At 67.6% G+C, this 18,592-nt stretch carries 18 protein-coding genes; 10 read left to right on the top strand and 8 right to left on the bottom strand.

Features of this window, described 5'->3' with window-relative positions:
- Positions 1–200: 200 nt before the first annotated feature.
- Entirely contained in the window at positions 201–1,856 is a 1,656-nt protein-coding gene (locus RT697_RS08640) for an acyl-CoA synthetase (RefSeq protein ID WP_313698152.1), read from the top strand.
- A 35-nt stretch (positions 1,857–1,891) separates the two neighbouring features.
- On the top strand, positions 1,892–3,661 hold the full coding sequence (locus RT697_RS08635) for an acyl-CoA dehydrogenase (protein WP_313698151.1): 1,770 nt from the start codon (positions 1,892–1,894) through the stop codon (positions 3,659–3,661).
- 69 nt (positions 3,662–3,730) lie between these two features.
- Here the strand turns inward: RT697_RS08635 and RT697_RS08630 are convergent, their stop codons facing one another.
- Positions 3,731–4,627, bottom strand: a complete 897-nt coding sequence (locus tag RT697_RS08630; RefSeq protein WP_313698150.1) for a LysR substrate-binding domain-containing protein — start codon at positions 4,625–4,627, stop codon at positions 3,731–3,733.
- Between the two features lie 125 nt (positions 4,628–4,752).
- Between RT697_RS08630 and RT697_RS08625 the strand changes: the two genes are divergently transcribed.
- From RT697_RS08625 to RT697_RS08600, 6 genes are all read left to right on the top strand, one after another.
- Positions 4,753–5,502, top strand: coding sequence for an SDR family NAD(P)-dependent oxidoreductase (locus RT697_RS08625; RefSeq protein WP_313698149.1), 750 nt, complete (start codon positions 4,753–4,755; stop codon positions 5,500–5,502).
- 36 nt (positions 5,503–5,538) lie between these two features.
- The gene (locus tag RT697_RS08620) at positions 5,539–6,528 is read left to right on the top strand and encodes a TRAP transporter substrate-binding protein (RefSeq protein ID WP_313698147.1); all 990 of its coding nucleotides are present in this window, start codon (positions 5,539–5,541) and stop codon (positions 6,526–6,528) included.
- Between the two features lie 76 nt (positions 6,529–6,604).
- Entirely contained in the window at positions 6,605–7,135 is a 531-nt protein-coding gene (locus RT697_RS08615) for a TRAP transporter small permease (protein WP_313698145.1), read from the top strand.
- A gap of 13 nt (positions 7,136–7,148) precedes the next feature.
- Complete coding sequence (locus RT697_RS08610; RefSeq protein ID WP_313698143.1) at positions 7,149–8,408, top strand: TRAP transporter large permease subunit; 1,260 nt, start codon at positions 7,149–7,151, stop codon at positions 8,406–8,408.
- A gap of 29 nt (positions 8,409–8,437) precedes the next feature.
- On the top strand, positions 8,438–9,301 hold the full coding sequence (locus RT697_RS08605; protein WP_409517411.1) for a transketolase: 864 nt from the start codon (positions 8,438–8,440) through the stop codon (positions 9,299–9,301).
- Complete coding sequence (locus tag RT697_RS08600; RefSeq protein WP_313698141.1) at positions 9,298–10,308, top strand: transketolase C-terminal domain-containing protein; 1,011 nt, start codon at positions 9,298–9,300, stop codon at positions 10,306–10,308. Before RT697_RS08605 ends, RT697_RS08600 begins: the two co-directional genes overlap by 4 nt.
- Positions 10,309–10,332: 24 nt before the next feature.
- Here the strand turns inward: RT697_RS08600 and RT697_RS08595 are convergent, their stop codons facing one another.
- On the bottom strand, positions 10,333–11,580 hold the full coding sequence (locus RT697_RS08595; protein ID WP_313698139.1) for an MFS transporter: 1,248 nt from the start codon (positions 11,578–11,580) through the stop codon (positions 10,333–10,335).
- A 92-nt stretch (positions 11,581–11,672) separates the two neighbouring features.
- Between RT697_RS08595 and RT697_RS08590 the strand changes: the two genes are divergently transcribed.
- Positions 11,673–12,125 (top strand): helix-turn-helix domain-containing protein, encoded by a 453-nt coding sequence (locus RT697_RS08590; RefSeq protein ID WP_313698137.1) that lies wholly within the window; start codon positions 11,673–11,675, stop codon positions 12,123–12,125.
- 36 nt (positions 12,126–12,161) lie between these two features.
- On the opposite strand, the gene RT697_RS08585 is transcribed toward RT697_RS08590, so the two are convergent.
- Positions 12,162–13,046 (bottom strand): LysR substrate-binding domain-containing protein, encoded by an 885-nt coding sequence (locus RT697_RS08585; RefSeq protein WP_313698135.1) that lies wholly within the window; start codon positions 13,044–13,046, stop codon positions 12,162–12,164.
- Between the two features lie 115 nt (positions 13,047–13,161).
- On the opposite strand from RT697_RS08585, the gene RT697_RS08580 reads away from it, so the two are divergent.
- A complete protein-coding gene (locus RT697_RS08580; RefSeq protein ID WP_313698133.1) occupies positions 13,162–13,836 on the top strand; it encodes an NAD(P)H-dependent oxidoreductase in 675 nt (224 codons plus the stop codon).
- Here the strand turns inward: RT697_RS08580 and RT697_RS08575 are convergent.
- From RT697_RS08575 to RT697_RS08555, 5 genes are all read right to left on the bottom strand, one after another.
- The gene (locus RT697_RS08575; protein ID WP_313698131.1) at positions 13,776–14,591 is read right to left on the bottom strand and encodes an AraC family transcriptional regulator; all 816 of its coding nucleotides are present in this window, start codon (positions 14,589–14,591) and stop codon (positions 13,776–13,778) included. The two genes, RT697_RS08580 and RT697_RS08575, sit on opposite strands and share 61 nt — an antisense overlap.
- Positions 14,592–14,611: 20 nt before the next feature.
- Positions 14,612–15,571, bottom strand: a complete 960-nt coding sequence (locus RT697_RS08570; RefSeq protein WP_313698129.1) for a proline dehydrogenase family protein — start codon at positions 15,569–15,571, stop codon at positions 14,612–14,614.
- A gap of 128 nt (positions 15,572–15,699) precedes the next feature.
- Positions 15,700–16,608, bottom strand: coding sequence for a DMT family transporter (locus RT697_RS08565; RefSeq protein WP_313698127.1), 909 nt, complete (start codon positions 16,606–16,608; stop codon positions 15,700–15,702).
- Positions 16,609–16,765: 157 nt separating this feature from the next.
- Complete coding sequence (locus tag RT697_RS08560; protein WP_313698125.1) at positions 16,766–18,013, bottom strand: D-amino acid dehydrogenase; 1,248 nt, start codon at positions 18,011–18,013, stop codon at positions 16,766–16,768.
- A gap of 106 nt (positions 18,014–18,119) precedes the next feature.
- Entirely contained in the window at positions 18,120–18,557 is a 438-nt protein-coding gene (locus tag RT697_RS08555; RefSeq protein WP_312433105.1) for an Rrf2 family transcriptional regulator, read from the bottom strand.
- Positions 18,558–18,592 lie beyond the last annotated feature (35 nt).

The following is an 18,592-nucleotide window of genomic DNA, read 5'->3' as shown; positions in this document are numbered from 1 at the left end:
CAGTTCGTCGGAGGAAACTGTGTTTGAAACATCGGACATGGGAAGAACCGTGTAAAACTTGGGGATTGCGCCGCCGGCCGGCGGTCTGTCATGCAGGCGACAGACGCCATTTTCCGGCCGGCCATAAGCTAGGGCAAGCGACGGGGATCAAAGCCCCGCGGACCTGGATAAGGGGCCACCCTGCCCCATTGGAGACAAGCATGACCGGCATGTTCGATCACGGCCTCGCGCGCCGCGAAGCCAATCACGAAGCCCTGACCCCGGTGGATTTCATCGCCCGCGCGGCGCAGGTCTATGGCCACAAGCTGGCCGTCGTTCACGGCAAGATCCGCCGCACGTGGGCGCAGACCTATGAGCGCGCCCAGCGCCTGGCCGGCGCGCTGGCGCAGGCCGGCATCCAGCGCGGCGACACGGTTGCCGTCATGCTGCCCAACATTCCCGCGATGGTCGAAGCGCACTTCGGCGTGCCCATGCTGGGCGCCGTGCTGAACACGCTGAACACCCGCCTGGACGCGCCCAGCGTGCTGTTCATGCTGGGCCACGGCGAAGCCCGCGCGCTCATCATCGACACCGAATACGCCGACGTCGCGCAGCGCGCGCGCGCCGAATTTCCGCATCTGAAGATCATCTCGGTGCACGATCTGGAAGGCGCCGCCGCCACGTTGCCGGGCGCCGCCGACTACGAGGACTTTCTGGCCGGCGCGCCCGCCGCCTACGACTGGAAGCCGCCCGCCGACGAATGGGACGCCATCGCGCTGAACTACACGTCCGGCACCACGGGCGACCCCAAGGGCGTGGTCTATCACTACCGCGGCGCCTACCTGAACGCGGTCAGCAACATCCTCGAATGGGACATGCCCAAGCATCCCGTCTACCTGTGGACGCTGCCGCTCTTTCATTGCAACGGCTGGTGCTTCGCCTGGACCATCGCGGCGCGCGCGGGCGTGAACGTGTGCCTGCGCAAGTTCGACCCCAAGACGGTGTTCGACCTGATCCGCGACGAAGGCGTCACCCACTACTGCGGCGCGCCCATCGTGCAGAGCGCGCTGGCCAACGCGCCGGCGGAACTGCGCGCGGGCATCACGCACACCGTGCGCACCATGGTGGCGGGCGCCGCGCCTGCGCCGGCCGTGATCGACAAGATGCGCGAGATCGGCTTTGAACTGACTCACGTGTATGGCCTGACCGAAGTCTACGGACCGGCCGCCGTCTGCGCGCACCAGGACGCCTGGGACGCGCTGGACCCCGAACGCCGCGCGCTGCTGACCGCGCGCCAGGGCGTGCGCTATCACCTGCAGGCCGGCGTGTCGGTGCGGAATCCGGAAACGATGGCCGAAGTGCCGCGCGATGAGGAAACCATCGGCGAGGTCATGTTCCGCGGCAACATCTGCATGAAGGGCTATTTGAAGAACGCGCGCGCCACCGAAGACGCCTTTGCGGGCGGCTGGTTCCACACAGGCGACCTGGGCGTGATGACGGTCGACGGCTATGTCCGCATCAAGGACCGCAGCAAGGACATCATCATCTCGGGCGGCGAAAACATTTCCAGCATCGAGGTCGAGGACGCGCTCTACCGGCATCCCGCCGTGGCGGCCGTGGCCGTGGTGGCCATGCCCGACCCCAAATGGGGCGAGACGCCCTGCGCCTTCGTCGAGCTCAAGCCCGGCTGCACCGCCACCGCCGAAGAAATCATCGCGCACTGCAAGCTGCTGTTGTCCGGCTTCAAGGTGCCGCGCGCGGTACGCTTCGGTGACCTGCCCAAGACCTCCACCGGCAAGATTCAGAAATTCGAACTGCGCGCCGCCGTCGGCGCCACGTCCGCCATCGACGTGGCCGACCCCGGCAAGCCAGCCTGATCCGCTTAACCCATAAAACCAGGAGCGCCTACGCCATGACGTACCAAGCCCCCGTGAAAGACATGTTGTTCGTGTTGAACCATCTGGCCGGTCTGCAGCAGGTGGCCGCCCTGCCCGGTTTCGAGGAAGCCACGCCCGACACCGCGCAAGCCGTGCTGGAAGAATCCGCCCACTTCGCCGCCGAGGTCCTGGCGCCGCTGAACCACCCGGCGGACAAGGCGCCCAGCGCCTGGCACGACGGCGTGGTGACCACCGCCCCCGGCTTCAAGCAGGCCTTCCGCCAGTACGCCGACGCGGGCTGGCAGGGCCTGTCCCACCCCGTCGAATACGGCGGCCAGGGGCTGCCCGGCCTGATCGGCTCGCCCTGCTCTGAAATGCTGAACGCCGCGAACCTGTCGTTCGCCCTGTGCCCGCTGCTGACCAACGGCGCCATCGAAGCCCTGATGACGGCCGGCTCGCCCGAACTGCGCGAACGCTTCATCGGCCCGATGATCTCCGGCCGATGGACCGGCACCATGAACCTGACCGAGCCGCAGGCCGGCTCGGACCTTGCCATGGTCCGCACGCGCGCGCAGCCGGTGGGCGACGGCACCTACCGCCTGTCCGGCACCAAGATCTTCATCACCTATGGCGAGCACGACCTCGCCGAAAACATCCTGCATCTGGTCCTGGCTCGCCTGCCCGATGCGCCCGAAGGCGTGAAAGGCATTTCGCTCTTCCTGGTGCCCAAGTTCCTGGTCAATGAAGACGGCTCGCTGGGCGCGCGCAACGACGTGACCTGCGTGTCCATCGAACACAAGCTGGGCATCAAGGCCAGCCCCACGTGCACGCTGCAGTTCGGCGACGCCGGCGGCGCGCTGGGTTACCTGGTCGGCCAGGAAAACCGCGGCCTGGACGCCATGTTCATCATGATGAACGCCGCCCGCTACGCCGTTGGCGTGCAGGGCATCGCCGTTGCCGACCGCGCCTATCAGCACGCGCTGGCCTATGCCGCCGAGCGCGTGCAGAGCCGCCCGGTGGACGGCTCGTCGCGCGACGCCGTACCCATCATCCAGCACCCCGACGTGCGTCGCATGCTGGGCACCATGCGCGCCCTGACCGAAGCGGGCCGCGCGCTGGCGTATGTGACTGAAGGCCATGCCGACCTCGCCCACGCCAGCCCCGACGCCGACGCGCGCAAGCGCCACCTGGCGATCCAGGAGTACCTGGTGCCGATCGTCAAGGGCTGGTGCACCGAGATGTCGATCGACGTCGCGAGCCTGGGCGTACAGGTCCATGGCGGCATGGGCTTCATCGAAGAGACCGGCGCCGCGCAGTTCTACCGCGACGCCCGCATCCTGACCATCTACGAAGGCACGACCGCCATCCAGGCGAACGACCTCGTCGGCCGCAAGACGCTGCGCGACGGCGGCGCCGTGGCGCGTGCCCTGCTGGACGCGGTGCGACAAACCGAAGCTGACCTGGAAGCTCGCAGCGAGCCGGCCGCCGGCCGCATGCTCAAGCCGCTGCGCGAGGCCCGCGAAGCGCTGGCCAGCGCGGTCGAGTTCGTTCTTGCCAACGCAGCCGGCAATCCCAACGCGGTCTTTGGCGCCGCGGTGCCTTACCTGCTGCTGGCGGGCACCACGTTCGCCGGCTGGCAGATGGCCCGCGCCCTGCTCGCCAGTCTGGACCTGCAGGCCGAAGACCCGGACTTCCACAACGCCAAGATCGCCACCGCGCAAGCCTTTGCGCTGCACAAACTGACGCAGGCGCCGGGTCTGGCGACGGTCGTGCTGGGTACGGCAGAGTACGAAGTCCAGCCGTAGCGTCAATCGTCGGCCGGACAACAGGGTTGGCGTGCAGGACCGGACTTCGGTTCGGCCTGCGCGCCAGCCCTAGTGCTTTGCAGCCGCCGCGGCGGCCTCAGAATGAATCCAGGCCAGAAACGCTTCGACGGACGGACGCTTGGCGTGCCGCGCGGGATAGACGAGAAAGTGCGCCTTTACCAAGACGGCCTTGGCCATGCCGAAGATCGGCTGCAGGCTCCCCTGTGCCAGATGCATCCCCGCAATGGTGGCGCTTTCCAGCGCCACGCCCAATCCCTGCGCCGCCGCGTCCAGCGACATCTGCGCGCGGTCGAAACGGATGGTGAAGTGATCCGGCGCGCGCCGTTCCGAATAACGCCCAAACCAGTCGGACCACTGGATGACGCTGACGTTGCTCTGGATCAGTGGCACGTCCAGCAACTGGTCGATGCGTTTGATGCCGTGCTCGCGGATGAACGCCGCGCTGGCCAGCGGCAGGATCCGCTCTTCGAACAGCGGTTCCACCACCACATCGTCCCAATGCGGCACGCCGTAACGGATGTCGATATCCGACTGTCCTAATGCGAAATCGCTGTGGGAATGCGCCGCCGACAGGTTCAGGGCCACGTGCGGATGCGCCTCGGCAAACCGGCGCAGCCGCGGCATCAGCCACAAGCTGGCAATGCTGGGCGCGGAATGCACGTACAGGCTGTTGCTGACGCCCTGGCGCAGGTCTTCGGTGGCCGACGAGATCGCCGCAAGCGCCCCGCCGATACGCACCAGATATTGTTCCCCCGCGCTGCTCAGCCGCACCCCGTGCGCGCTGCGCTCAAAGAGGCGCACGCCCAGGTCCGATTCCAGGCGGGAAATCTGGTGGCTGACCGCCGACGCGGTCAGGTGCAGCTCAGTGGCGGCGATGGCAAAGCTGCGCCGGCGTGCAACGGCTTCGAACGCCAGCAGATTGACGATAGGCGGCAGCGCAGGCATGGGGTTGTCCCTGACTTCAGATGACGATTCGTCATCTTAGACTGATGACACATCGTTTGTCTTAATGCTAGACGGCGTCCAGAATGGTCCGCACAAATTCCAAAACAAGGACAGGAGGACGACAGATGTTGCTCAAGGACAAGGTCGCCGTGATTTCCGGCGGCGCAGGAATCAACGGACTGGGATTCGCCACCGCGCGCCAGATGGCGGCGCATGGCGCGCACGTGGTGATCCTGGACCTGGAACGCGCCGCGCCAGCCAGCGCCGCCGCCCGGCTGGGCGACGGTCATCTGGGGCTGGTGGCGGACGTGACCGACAAGGCCGCCTGCATCGCGGCCATCGAACAGACCGTCAAGACATTCGGCAGAATCGACATCCTGGTGAACAACGCCGGGATCACGCAGCCGGTCAAGACGCTGGAGATCACCGGCGCGGACTACGACCGCATTCTGGACGTGAGCCTGCGCGGCACGCTCTACCTGTCGCAGGCCGCCCTGCCCGCCATGCAGGCGCAACGTTCGGGGTCCATCGTCTGCATCTCGTCGGTGTCGGCCCAACGCGGCGGCGGCATCTTCGGCGGACCGCACTACTCCGCCGCGAAGGCAGGCGTGCTGGGCCTGGCGCGCGCCATGGCGCGCGAGTTCGGCGGCGACGGCATCCGGATCAACTGCATCACGCCCGGCCTGATCGAAACCGACATCACGCAAGGCAAGCTGTCCGCCGAGCGCAAGGCCGACATCGAAGGCACCATTCCGTTGGCGCGCCTGGGCCGGGCGGACGACGTGGCGGGCGCGTGCGTGTTCCTGGCAAGCGACCTGTCGGCGTACTGCACGGGAATCACGCTGGACGTCAACGGAGGCATGTTGATTCACTGATCCGCAGCACCCCAAAAAAATTGGAGGAGACAAATCATGAAAAGCAGAAAAATGCTTCAAGCGAGCCTGACCTTGGCCGCTGCCACCCTGCTGCCGCTGGCGGCGCAGGCGCAAAACCTCAAGCTGACGCTGGGCCATGGCGCGGCCGTGGGTAACCCCCGGCACGACGCGTCGGTGAAGTTCGCCGAGGTGCTGAAGGCCAAGACGGGCGGACGTATCGAGGTACAGGTCGCGCCGTCCGCGCAGTTGGGCGACGACGCCGCCATGGTCACCGCGCTGCGCACGGGCGCCCTGGACATGAGCGCCAACTCCCAGGGCGCCGTCGCCGCCGCCGTGCCGGAGTACGCCGCCTTCGGCATGCCGTTCCTGTTCCCGGATGCCAGCGCGGCCTTCAAGCTGCTCGACGGGCCGCTGGGCAAGGAGCTGGCCGAGAAGTCCGCAGGCAAGAACCTGATCCTGCTGGGCACCTGGGACAACGGCATTCGCCAGATGACCAACAGCAAGCACCCCATCAACAAGGTCGAGGATATGAAGGGCCTGAAGATGCGGGTGCCGCCGGACGCGACGCTGGTCGACATCATGAACGCCCTGGGCGCGCAGGCGCAGCAGATCAAGTTCGCGGAACTCTACGTGGCGTTGCAGCAGGGCGTGGTGGACGGTCAGGAAAACCCGCTGATGAATTTCGAGGCCAGCAAGCTCTACGAAGTGCAGAAGCACCTGGCAATGACCAACCATCAGTTCCAGATGACGCCGTTCCTGATGAGCAAGCGCACCTGGGACCGGCTGAGCGACGCGGACCGCAAGGCCGTGCAGGAGGCCGCCAACGAAGCGTCGGCGCTCCAGCGCAAGCTAAGCCGTGACGCGGACGCGCGGCTGCTGGCCGAGCTGAAGGCCAAGGGCGTGCAGGTCACGACGCCCGACACCGCCGCCTTCGCCAAGGCCACCTCGTCGGTCGACGAAAAATGGCTGGCCGGTCCCATCGGCCCCTACGTGAAGAAGGTCCTGGCCGCGGCGCGCGGCAACTGATGCGTCCTTTCGGCCGCCCCGTGCCCGCCCCTTGCGGCAGGCACGGCGGCGGACCGGCTACAAGGCAGGAGACAACATGAATACCGATCGACACGGACTGGTCGGCAGGGTCATCGACGGCATATGCCGCGTGGTCCTGTGGCTGTCCACCACGGTGATCTTCCTGATCCTCGTCATCAACACCGCCTTGCGGTATGCGACGGGTTCAAGCCTGGAATGGGCCAACGAGATCCCTGAGCTGCTCTTTCCTTGGCTCGTCATGTCCGGGGTCGTGCTGGCCGCGCTGCACAACGCGCACATCGCCACCACGTTCCTGATGGACGCCGTGCCCGCCCGCATCCGCCGCATGGTTGCGACCGCGTCCTGGAGCGTCGTGGCCGCGCTGTACGCCACCCTGTCGTGGGCGACGTTCAACATGCTGGAGATCGTCCACGACGAAAAGTCCCCGATTCTGCAGATGCCCGGCTCGCTGACCTATGCGTGCGTGATGGGCGGCATGCTGCTGCTTGCCGTCCTGGCGGCGCAGTCGGCCTGGCAGAGCTGGCATTGCCGCGAGACCGCGGCGCAGCCCGACGGCGAGCCGCAAGCGCCCGCCGTGCACTGGTGATGGGAGAGCAGCCATGAGTGCATTGATTCTGGTCGTCTTCATGGGCGCCGCCGTCGCGGCCATGCCCATCGCCCACGCCCTGCTCGTCGCCGCGATGGCGGCGGTGGCCAGCACGGACCGCGTGCCGCTCGACGTGGTGGTCCAGCAGATGGTCGCGCAGGTGCAGAGTTTCCCCCTGATCGCCATTCCGTTCTTCATGCTGACCGGGTCGCTGATGATGGGCGGCAAGCTCGGCGAAGCGTTGGTGGGCGTGCTGTCGGCGCTGATCGGCCGCTATCACGGCGGTCCCGCGCAAGTCGGCGTGCTGTCGTCCACGCTGTTCGGCGGCGTGTCGGGCTCGGCGGTGGCGGATGCGTCCGCCATCGGCTCGCTGATGATTCCGTGGCACAAGCGGCTGGGCTACCCGGCTGCCTTCTCGGCCGCGACGCTGGCCGCCGCCGCCACGATCGACATCCTGATTCCGCCGTCGATCCCGATGATCCTGTTTGCCCTGACGGCCAACGCGTCAATCGCGTCGCTGTTTGTCGCCGGCGTGCTGCCGGGCCTGCTGCTCTGCGGCGGCTTCATGTTCGCCTGCTGGTGGGTGGGCCGCCGCCGCAACTTCCCGCGCGACAGCTCGCCGTTCAACGGCGCGGCGTTCCGCCGGCACCTGCTGTACGCCCTGCCCGCCGTGATCCTGCCGCTCTTGATCATCGTGTTCCTGCGTTTTGGCATCGCCACGCCGACCGAGGTCGCGGTGCTGTCCACCTTCTACGCGGGCCTGGTCTCGGCCGTGATGTACCGCGATCTGACGTGGTCGCGGCTCAATGCCGCCATCGTGCAGGCGGGATTGGCGACCGGCGTGGTCTTGCTGGTGATCATGGCGTCGTCGGCCATCGGCTGGCTGCTGACCTTCGACCAGACCCCGCAGGGCATCGCGAATTGGGTCCAGGAAAACGTCCATGCCAAATGGCTGGTCATCCTGCTGATGAACCTGATGATGCTGTTTCTGGGCATGTTCATCGACCTGCCCGCCGCCGTGCTGCTGCTGGCGCCGGTGTTCGTGCCGCTGGCGCAGAGCATCGGCATGGACATGACGCAGCTTGGCGTAATGATGGTCGTGAACCTGGCCATCGGCCTGTACACACCGCCCGTCGGCACCACGCTTTTCATCACCAGCGCGCTGGCCAAGGTGAAGGTCGGCCAGACCGTGCGCGAGCTGGCGCCCTTCTATCTGGTCGCGTTTGCGGTGCTGGGACTGGTGTCCTATGTGCCCGCCAGCATCCTGAAATGAACCCCCACACCATGAATAGGGAGCTTCGTATGGAGCAGTCCAAATCTTTGAGCGAACTGGCGGCCGCCGCCTGGCGCATCCGCCGCTACGCGGTCCGCATGGGCGAAGTGCAGGGTCAGGGCTACATCGGTCAGGCGCTCGGCTGGGCCGACGTGCTGGCTGTGGCCTACCGCCACGCCATGAACGTGCAGCCCGGCGATCCGCAATGGGAAGGCCGCGACCGCTTTCTCCTGTCGCACGGCCACTACGCCATTGCCCACTACGCGGCGTTGATGGAGGCCGGCGTCATTCCGGAAAGCGAACTCGACACCTATGGCAGCGACGACAGCCGCCTGCCCATGTCCGGCATGGCGACCTACACGCCGGGCATGGAGATCTCGGGCGGATCGCTGGGCCAGGGCCTGTCGATCGGCGTCGGCATCGCGCTCGGGCTGAAGCACAAGCGCAATCCGGCCTTCGTCTACAACTCCATGTCGGACGGCGAACTGGACGAGGGCTCGACCTGGGAAGCGGCGATGGGCGCCGCGCATCATGAACTGGACAACCTCATCTGCCTGGTCGACATCAACAACCAGCAGGCGGACGGCCCGTCGGGCAAGGTGATGGGATTCGAGCCGCTGACCGACAAGTGGGCGGCCTTTGGCTGGCATGTGCAGCGCGTGGACGGCAACGACCTGGCCGCCGTCGTCCAGGCCTTCGATATTGCGCGCAACCTGCCCGACGCCAAGCCGCGCGTCATCCTGTTCGATACCCGGATGGGCAAGGGCATCCCGTTTCTTGAGCAGCGCGAGAAGAACCACTTCATCCGTGTCGACCCGCCGGAATGGCAACAGGCGCTCGACATCCTGGACCAGAACCGCCCCACCCCCACGACCGAAGGAGCCTGGTCATGAGCAGCGCCAACACCCAGCAAAAGCCCCGCCTCACCACGTCCGCGATGATCGCGTCGATTGCCTCGGAGGGGCAGCGCGTCCGCGCCGCTCCCTTCGGCAAGGCGCTGGTCGAATACGCGGAATCGCGTCCGGACGTGGTGGGTTTGACCGCGGATCTGGCCAAATACACCGACCTGCACCTATTTGCGCAGGCGTATCCCGAACGCTTCCACCAGATGGGCATGGCCGAGCAGCTGCTGATGGGCGCGGCGGGCGGCATGGCCAAGGAAGGGCTTGTGCCGTTCGCCACGACCTATGCGGTGTTCGGCACGCGGCGCGCCTACGACTTCATCCATCAGGTGATTGCCGAGGAAAACCTCAACGTCAAGATCTGCTGCGCGCTGCCCGGTTTGACGACCGGCTACGGTCCCAGTCACCAGGCCACTGAAGACCTGGCGATGATGCGCGGCATTCCGGGCCTGACCATCGTCGACCCGTGCGATGCGCTGGACATCGAACAAGCCGTGCCGCAGATCGCGGAACACCAGGGCCCGGTGTACATGCGCCTGTTGCGCGGCCAGGTGCCGTTGGTGCTGGACGAGATCGAGGGCTACCGGTTCGAACTGGGCCGCGCGAAGATGCTGCGCGAAGGCAGCGACGTGCTCATCATCGCCAGCGGCATCATGACGATGCGCGCGCTGGAGGCGGCCGAGGACCTGGCGCGCGACAACATCGGCGTGGCGGTGATGCACAGCCCGACCATCAAGCCGCTGGACGAAGCCAGTCTGGTCGAGGCGGTGCGCTACAAGCACCGGCTGGTGGTCGTGGCCGAGAACCATTCGGTGATCGGCGGACTGGGCGAGGCCGTGGCCAGCGCATTGCTGCGGCATCGCGTGCAGCCGGCCGGGTTCCAGCTGGCCGGGCTGCCGGACGCGTTTCTGGATGCCGGCGCCCTGCCCACGCTGCACGACCGCTACGGCATCAGCCGCGAAGCGCTGGCCGGCCGCATCAAGCGCTGGCTGGCGTGATCGGACGACGGCGGGCGCGCGCGTTCAGACACGCGCCTGCCCGTCAGCGGGACAAACCGCGCGTGCCCCGCGCGGCGCCGTCGCCGCCCAGAACAGCAACGCCGCCACGCTGATGCCCGCGCCCAGCGCGCACACGCCCAACCATCCCGCGCGGGCGTACACGGCCGTGGCGGCAATCGATCCCAGGCCGCTGCCCACCGCGTAGAACATCATGTAGCCGGCCACCAGACGGCTGTGCGCCTGCGCGCTGATGCTGAAGATCATCGCCTGATTGGTCACGTGCAGCGCCTGCAGCGCCAGGTCCAGCGCCAGCACGCCCAGCGCCAGCAGCCACAGGCTGTGGTCCAGCAAGGCAATCGGCGCCCAGGCCACGCATAGCAACGCCAGGCCGATCGCGGTGGTGCGCTGGCCATGCCCGGCGTCGGCCTGACGGCCGGCGCGCGCCGCCATCAGCACGCCCACCACCCCCACCAGTCCGAACGCCCCGACCGCCGTGTGCGACAGCGAATGGGGCGGCGCGCTCAGCGGCAGCACCAGCGCCGTCCAGAACGCGCTGAACGCGGCGAACATCAAGAGAGCGATCATGCCGCGCACGCGCAGCACGCGTTCCGTGACCAGCAGCGTGAAGACGGAACGCAGCAGCGCGCCATAGCCCAGCCCGGCCAAGGGCAGCTGCCGCCGCGGCAGCCAGCGGGCCAGCACCAGCGCCAGCACCGCCGACAGGCATGCCGACACCACGTAGACGGCGCGCCATCCCCACAGATCCGCCAGCGCGCCGGCCAAGGTTCGTGCCAGCAACAGGCCGATCACCACCCCGCCCTGCGCTGCGCCCACGACGCGCCCGCGCTCCGCAGGGGCCGCCAAGGCCGCAGACAACGCAAGCAGACCCTGCGTCATCGCCGTGCCCAGCAATCCCAACGCCACCATGCCGGCCAGCAGCCAAGGCGAATTGGCTGCCGCCGCCACCGCCGCCAGGGCCAGCAACAAGAGTCCCAGTTGCCCCAGCATCAGCCGCCGCCGATCCAGCAGGTCGCCCAGCGGCACCACGAAGAACAACGCCAGCGCGCAGCCCAGTTGCGTGGCGGTGACGACGATGCCCACGGCCGCCTGGTCCAGGTGGAATTCGCGGCCGATGGCATCGAGCAACGGCTGCGCGTAATACACGTTGGCGACGCTGAGCGCGCACGCCGCTGCCAGCAGGAAGACCAGCGCGGGAGGCATCGGCGGGGTGGCGCCGCCTTCGGGCGCGTCGGATCGGGCGGTCGGCTTCATGATTAATCTGGTTTTATTACAAAACCAGAATGCTAGTTCACGAGGTTTTATAATGCAACCGACTTCATCCTGAAAAACCGCAAGGAAGCCGCATGGTCAAACGCACCAGCTTTGAAGGCGCCGCCTGCCCGGTGGCGCGCTCACTCGACGCCATCGGCGACTGGTGGTCGCTGCTTATCGTGCGGGACGCCTTCGACGGCCTGCGCCGGTTTGGCGAATTCCAGAAGAACCTGGGCATGGCGAAAAACATCCTGAGCGACCGGCTGCGCACGCTGGTCGCGCACGGCATTCTTGCCGTGGCGCCGGCGTCGGACGGCAGCGCCTACCAGGAATATGTGCTGACGGAAAAAGGCGAGGCGCTCTTTCCGGTGATCGTGGGCCTGCGCCAATGGGGCGAGGACCACTATTACGGCGTGGACGAAGCGCACTCGACGCTGATCGACCGCCAGCGCGGGCAGCCGGTGCAGCGGATGGAGGTCCATGCGCAGGACGGCCGGCTGCTAAGCCCAGGCGACACGGTCGTGCGCAAGGTGGATGAAGCCTGAGGCCGGGCGCCGAGCGCGAGCGCGCGTGCGTGCGGCCTAGGCCCGAAACTCACTGCGCAGCCACGACAGGAACGCCTTGACCGGCGGGTGGCGTTCGCGCCCCGGCGCGCACAGCGCCGTGTAGGCCGAACCCGCGACGCGTATCTCCGGCCGGTACGGAACCAGCGTCCCCGCGGCCACGCTGTCCGACACCATCACCGAACTGGCCAGCACCAGCCCCTGCCCCGCAATCGCGGCCTGCAGCGCGTAGTGTTCCTCGGTGTAGGCGTGTTCCGCCGCAGGCCGCCGCCATGCGGGCAAGCCGGCGGCTTCACACCACGCCTGCCAGCCTTCGTCATAAAGCTCCGAATCGCGCCAGCGCACCGTCACCAGCGCGGGTGCGCGGCGGCCGGTATGCGCGATCTGCGCCGGCGCCCCGTACACCCCGAACCACTCGGGCAGCGTGCAGGCCGCGTGCAAGCCGGAATAGCGCCGGCGGCTGTAGCGGATGGCGACGTCCACGCTGGCGTCCTGCAACAGGTCCACGGGGTCGGGCGACGTGTCCAGGCGCAACTGGTACTGCGGATTCGCGGCGTGAAAACGCCCCAGCCGCGGCACCAGCCACAAGGCGGCGAAGGAATGGGTCGTGGACACCGTCAGCGCGCCGGACTCGGGCGCGGGCCGCAAGGCGTCCAACGTCTGCGCCACGTCCAGGAGCGCGCCATGCACGCCCGCAAACAGGCGCGCCCCCTTGTCGGTCAGCCGCACGCCGCGCGGCACGCGCTCGAACAGCGCGCAGCCCACATGCCGCTCCAGCGCCTTGACCTGATGCGACACCGCGGTGGGCGTGACCGACAACTCGGCCGCAGCCAGCTTGAAACTGCGCAGCCGGGCCGCAGCCTCGAACGTGCGCAGCGCGGTGACGGGAAGCGTGGCAAACATGGCGGAGGTCCAGAGATGAATTGCATTCATCTTAGTGAAGGAATGGTCAGTTGTCGCCCCGACCATCCAACACCATTATTTGGCTTCAGATCGTTATCTTTGATAGGAGCGCGACATGAATTCAACTCAACACACTAAACGTTTGCTGATCCTGGTCGGCAGTCCCCGCCGCGATGGCAATAGCGCGGCGCTGGCCGCATCCGCCCGCCAGGGCGCGGAAACGGCCGGCACGTCGGCGTCGGTGCATTTTCTGGACGACTACATCCAGGGCCTGCTGCCCGACCTGCGGCACGCCAAGCCGCCCGCCGACCGTTACGCCGAACTTTTCCTTGAACACTTCCTGCCCGCCGATGGCGTGCTGTTCTGCACGCCCATCTATTGGTACGGCATGTCGGCGCAGACCAAGGCGTTCTTCGACCGGTCATTCAGCCATTACGCGGGATCCGGGCCAGAGCCCGAACGCGTCAAGGCCGGCATGGCGGGCAAGCGGCTGGGGCTGGCGGTGGCCTCGGAAGAAACCTATCCGGGCGCGGCGCTCGGCATCGTGCATCAGGTGCAGGAATTTGCGCGCTATACGCATTCCGACTTCGTGGGCTTTGTGCATGGCGCCGGCAACCGGCGCGGCGAGGTGGCGCTAGATCCCCGGCAGCCCCTGGACGCGGCGCATGCGTTGGGCGCGGAATTCTTCACACGTAAATACTCGGACTACCGGCTGGAGACGCCCCGCAGTCACAATGTCTGGGAAGCGGCCGCGCCGGCCTTGAGCAGCACGCCGGGCGGACTGCCGTAGACCTGCTTGAACACCCGCGTGAGATGCGCCTGGTCGGCAAAGCCGACAGCCTGCGCCGCGTCCGCCAACGGCAGGCCGCCGCGCAGCAGCACCCGCGCGCGCGCCACGCGCCAATTGCGAAGCCACGCCTGCGGCGGCAATCCATAGCGCCGGGCGAACTGCTTGACCAGCGTGGTGCGATGACGGTTTTGCGCTTGCGCCAAGGCGTCCAGGTCGGGCGCGCAGGAAGGATCCGCCGCCATGCGCTCGCGCAGCAGGGCGCATACGTCGGCGAGGCCGGCTGGGTCGTGCGGCTCCAACGCCTCGCCATGCGCGGCCAGCGTTCCAAACAGGGCCGCGGAAATTCGCGCGCTGCGCTCGGCGGGCGCAATCCCGCCCGGCGCCAGTGCGTCCAGCCATTGCGCGCAAAGCGCGGCATCCGCGATCACCGGCCCGGCCAGCCGCGCACCGCATTCATGCAGCGCCCGGGCGTGGTCCCGGAACCACGCGGGATCGATGTAGACCATCCGATAGCCGAGCGTCCCGGCGGCCGTGCCGCCGGTATGGACCTGCCCGGGCGCGATGACCACCAACTCGCCTGCACCGGCGGCGTGGGCCACGCCCTGCACCGTGAAGTCGCAGCGGCCGTGCTCGATGGCGCCGATCGACCAGGCGTCATGAAAATGCGGCGCGTACCGGTAGGCGCGCAGATCCGCGATCAGCACGTCGCCGGGCAATCCTGCGCCGCAATGCCAGATGTGTTGAGAAACCGCCATGATGCGCCAGCCATTCGCGGCTACCCGAAGTAATGCCCGTCCGATTTGATCGATCGGGCCAGGAGCCACGCGTTGCGAGGATTCTCCCCCACGCGGCGGATGGCGTACGGCCACCAGTCCGCCCCAAACGGGAGATAGACCCTGACGTTATAGCCCAACCGGCGCAGCGCGATCTGCCAGTCCGGTCGCACGCCGTAAAGCATTTCGAATTCGAAGCGGTCGGCGGGCCAGCCGCGTTCGCGCGCCAGGTCGATGATGGCGCCGGCCAGCCGGTCGTCGTGCGTGCCGAAGACCGGATAAAAACCCGATTCGCGGGCCTCGCGCGACAGCATGATGGACGCCGCGTCCAGATAGGCCTGTTCGATGCGCGCGCGCCTCGCGTGGTCCAGCGCGCGCTCGGGGAACGCGCCCTTCACCAGCCGCAGCGAGGTGCGCTGCCGGATCGCCCAGGCCAGATCCTCCGGCGTGCGGCGCCGCCGCGCCTGCAGCGTCAGGCCGGCAGGAATGCCTGCTTCCAGCAGCGTGCGATGCAGCGCGCAGGTGCGGTCGCGGATGCCCGAGTCTTCCATGTCCAGCACCAGCCAATCGCAGCCTTGGCCGCCAAAGCGCTGCACCGCCGTGCCGATGCGACGGGCGTTTTCCTCGCCCAGCGCGTCGTCGCGCATGTAGCCGATGGCCGTGGGATCGACGGAGACGTGCACGTCCAGGCCGGCGCCAGCCAGCGCCCGGCATGCATCGATGGCCTGATCGACGTTGTGGTCGATCGCGGCGCGGTCCGCCACGTATTCGCCCAGATAGAAGAGCGAGGCGCGGATGCCGTGCGCCTCGTGCAGTCTCACGGCGGTCCGCACTGCCTCGTCCCCATCGGCGCCGCCGACGAACCGCCGCGCCAGCGACGTCCGGGCGGCCATCGCCCGCATCATGTGGCCGACCGCAGGGTTACGGGCCAGCGCAATCGTGGTTTTCTGGAAAATGCTCATCGCCTCACCGCGCAAAGCGGCCACTATGCGGCGGCGGCCGGCGCCTGTCTTGAACGCCCGTGAATGCGCGGCCAGGGCCACTGCCGGCGCTGGGCGCGCGCTGGGCTTGAGCGCCCGTGAATGCCCGGCTAGGCCTTGCCCGCCGCCAGCGCGCGCCCGGCGCCGAACAGCGGCCGCTGCACGGTCTGCGCCAGCAGCACGCCCGCCAGGGTGACCGCGCCACCCAGCAGGTGGTAGCTGTGCAGGCGTTCGCGCAACAGCACGAAGGCGGCCACCGCAGTGAAGAGCGGCAGCAGGTTGATGAAGATGCTGCAGCGGTTGGGCCCCAAGCGCTGCACGCCTTCGATCCACAGATAGGACAGCAGCACCGACGAGAAAATGCCGGCATAAAGGATGAGCGGAACCGTGTTGACGTCCAGCGCGGCCTGCGCCGCCGGCACCCGCAGGTACAGCGGAAACATGTAGATCAGCGCGAAGATGGACTGCACAAACGTGGACTGCCACGCGGGCACCGGCACCTTCCAGTGGCGCAGCAGCACGCCGTACAGCGCGTACGACAAGGCGGCCAGCAGCATCAGGCCGTCGCCCACGTGCACGCCATGCTGAAACACGCTGAGCATGTCGCCCTGCCCCACCAGATACAAGAGGCCCAGGAACGACAGCGCGCCGCCCGCGGCCATGCCGAGCGTCAGCGGATCGCGCAGGATCACCACGCTGAGCAGCATGCTGAGCAGCGGAATCCGCGCCGTCAGGATGGCCATGTTGGTGGCGGTGGTGGTTTCCGCCGCCCGGTAGGACAGCGCCTGGAACACGGCCGCCGACAGCGCGCCGTACAGCGCCAGCTTCGGCCAGTGCCGCAGGATGACCCGGCGGTTGCGCCACGCCGGACGGGCCGTGAACAGCCCCATCAGGAACAGCGCCAGCAGCAGGCGGTAGAAGGTGATGGCAGTGGGCGAGATGGCGCTGGCGGCCATCTTGGAAACGATGACGTTGCCCGCCCAGAACAGGATGGCGAACAACGGAAAGAGAAAGGACATGGCGATGGACTCGAAGGATGGATCGGCGCCTTCGCGCCCGCCGAGTGCGGCGGCGTGCGAAGGGTGATCGCTATCCTATTGAGCCGGCGTCAGCCCGTCTGCCGATGAAATGGCATCGGCTATCGCGAAATGGACATTCCGCGTCAGGACGCTGGGTTCAGGGCTTGAACGGCGCCGGATCCAGCGGCAAGTCCATGCCGCCCATCTGCGCCGTCAGCAACGCCGCGCTACCGCACGACAAGGTGAAGCCCAACGCCCCCTGACCCACGTTCAGCCAAAGATTGTCGGCCGCGGGGCTGCGGCCGATCAGCGGCTTGCCGGTCGGCGTGGCCGGGCGCAGACCCGCCCACGGAATGGCCTGCCGCAGGTCAAGCTGCGGAAAGGCTTCGAGCACCTGCTGCTTGAGCAGGCTGATGCGCGCGGGGTCGATATCGGCGTTGTTGCTGCCGATGTCCACCATGGCCGCGATCCGCAGCACGCCGCCCACGCGGGCGTAGACGATGCGCCGTTCGTAGTCGGTCACGCTGATGCGCGGCGCCACGGTGTCGTCGGGCGCCAGCGGCACGGTCAGGCTGTAGCCCTTCAAGGGGTAAAGCGGCACGTCGTGACCCAGCGGGCCGAGCAAGGCGCGCGTGCCGATGCCCGTAGCCAGCACCACGGCATCGGCGCCGATGTCGCCGTCGCGCGTATTGACCGCGACGATGCGGCGGCCTTCGCGCTGCAATCCGGAAACCGGGTTGGACATGGTGCACTGCACGTTGTCCATCGTTTGCAGGCGGTCGAACAGCGCTTCGGTGAACTGCCGGCAATCGCCGGCTTCTTCGCTGGGGGTGTAGATGGCGCCCGCCAGGCTGGCGCCCATGCCGGCCAGCGCGGGCTCGCGCGCCACGGCCTGCGCGGCGTCCAGCACCTGCTGGTCCGCGCCGTGCGCGGCCTGATAGGCAACCAGCGCGCGCGCCTTTTCCAGCAGGTCGGGGCTGCGGTACGCAATGAGCTTGCCGTTCTTCAGATGGCCGAACGCCAGGTCTTCCTGTTCCAGCAGCGAGTGCATGACGTCGCGGCTGAGGTAGGACAGCGTCAGCATCTGCGCGGTGGATGCCTTGGCGACCGATGCGCGGCAGGCCAGCGCAAACTGCAGGCACCAGCGCCATTGATGCGGGTCCAACCGGGGCCGGAAGCGCAGCGGCGAGTCGTGGCGCAGCAGCCATCCCGGCACGCTGGGCAGCACGCCGGGGCCGGCAAGCGGGGCCACATAGCTGTAGCTGAGCTGGCCGCCATTGGCATAGCTGGAGACTTCCGCCGGGCGGGGCTGGCTGTCGACCAGCACCACCTCATGGCCCTGGCGCGCCAGGAAATAGGCCGACGTCACACCGACGACGCCGGCGCCAATCACACAAACGCGCATACCATTATCCAAGAAGACCGCGAACGGGCCCATTCTGTAACCACCGCCCCCGCGCCGGCAAATGCCAAACGCCGCAGGGGCCATAACCAAACATCATGCCTGGGCTTCAGGCCACCCGATGCAGCTTGATGATGGCGGCGGCTGTCGGTTCGCGGACCAGATCGGCCAGCGTGTACCCGTTGAGCGTGTCGTAGAACGCCTGCAGCGTCTGCGCCAGCACGCCCGACAGCCGGCACACGCCATCCAGGGCACAGGGCGGTTCGTGACAATCAATCAGCGGGCCCTGCTGTTCGAGTTCCCGCACCAGGTCGCCGACCCGGTACTCCGTGGCGGGACGGGCGAGGCTGAGCCCGCCGCCCTTGCCGCGCGTGGTGCTGACCCAGCCGCGCTGCGACATGAAATGCACCACCTTGACCAAATGATTGCGGGACAGGCCGAAGCGGTCCGCGATCTCCGGGATCGTGACGGCGACGGGCCGGTCGCGGCATTGCGTCAGGTACATCAGGACGCGCAGGCCGAAGTCGGTGAATCGGTTCAGTTGCATGGTGGGGACGGAGCGTGGACCTGGCGGCCCGGAAA

This window comes from Achromobacter sp. (assembly GCF_032113835.1).
In the GTDB taxonomy this organism is placed as follows: Bacteria; Pseudomonadota; Gammaproteobacteria; order Burkholderiales; family Burkholderiaceae_B; genus Achromobacter.
This window is presented reverse-complemented; position numbering and strand designations above follow the sequence as displayed.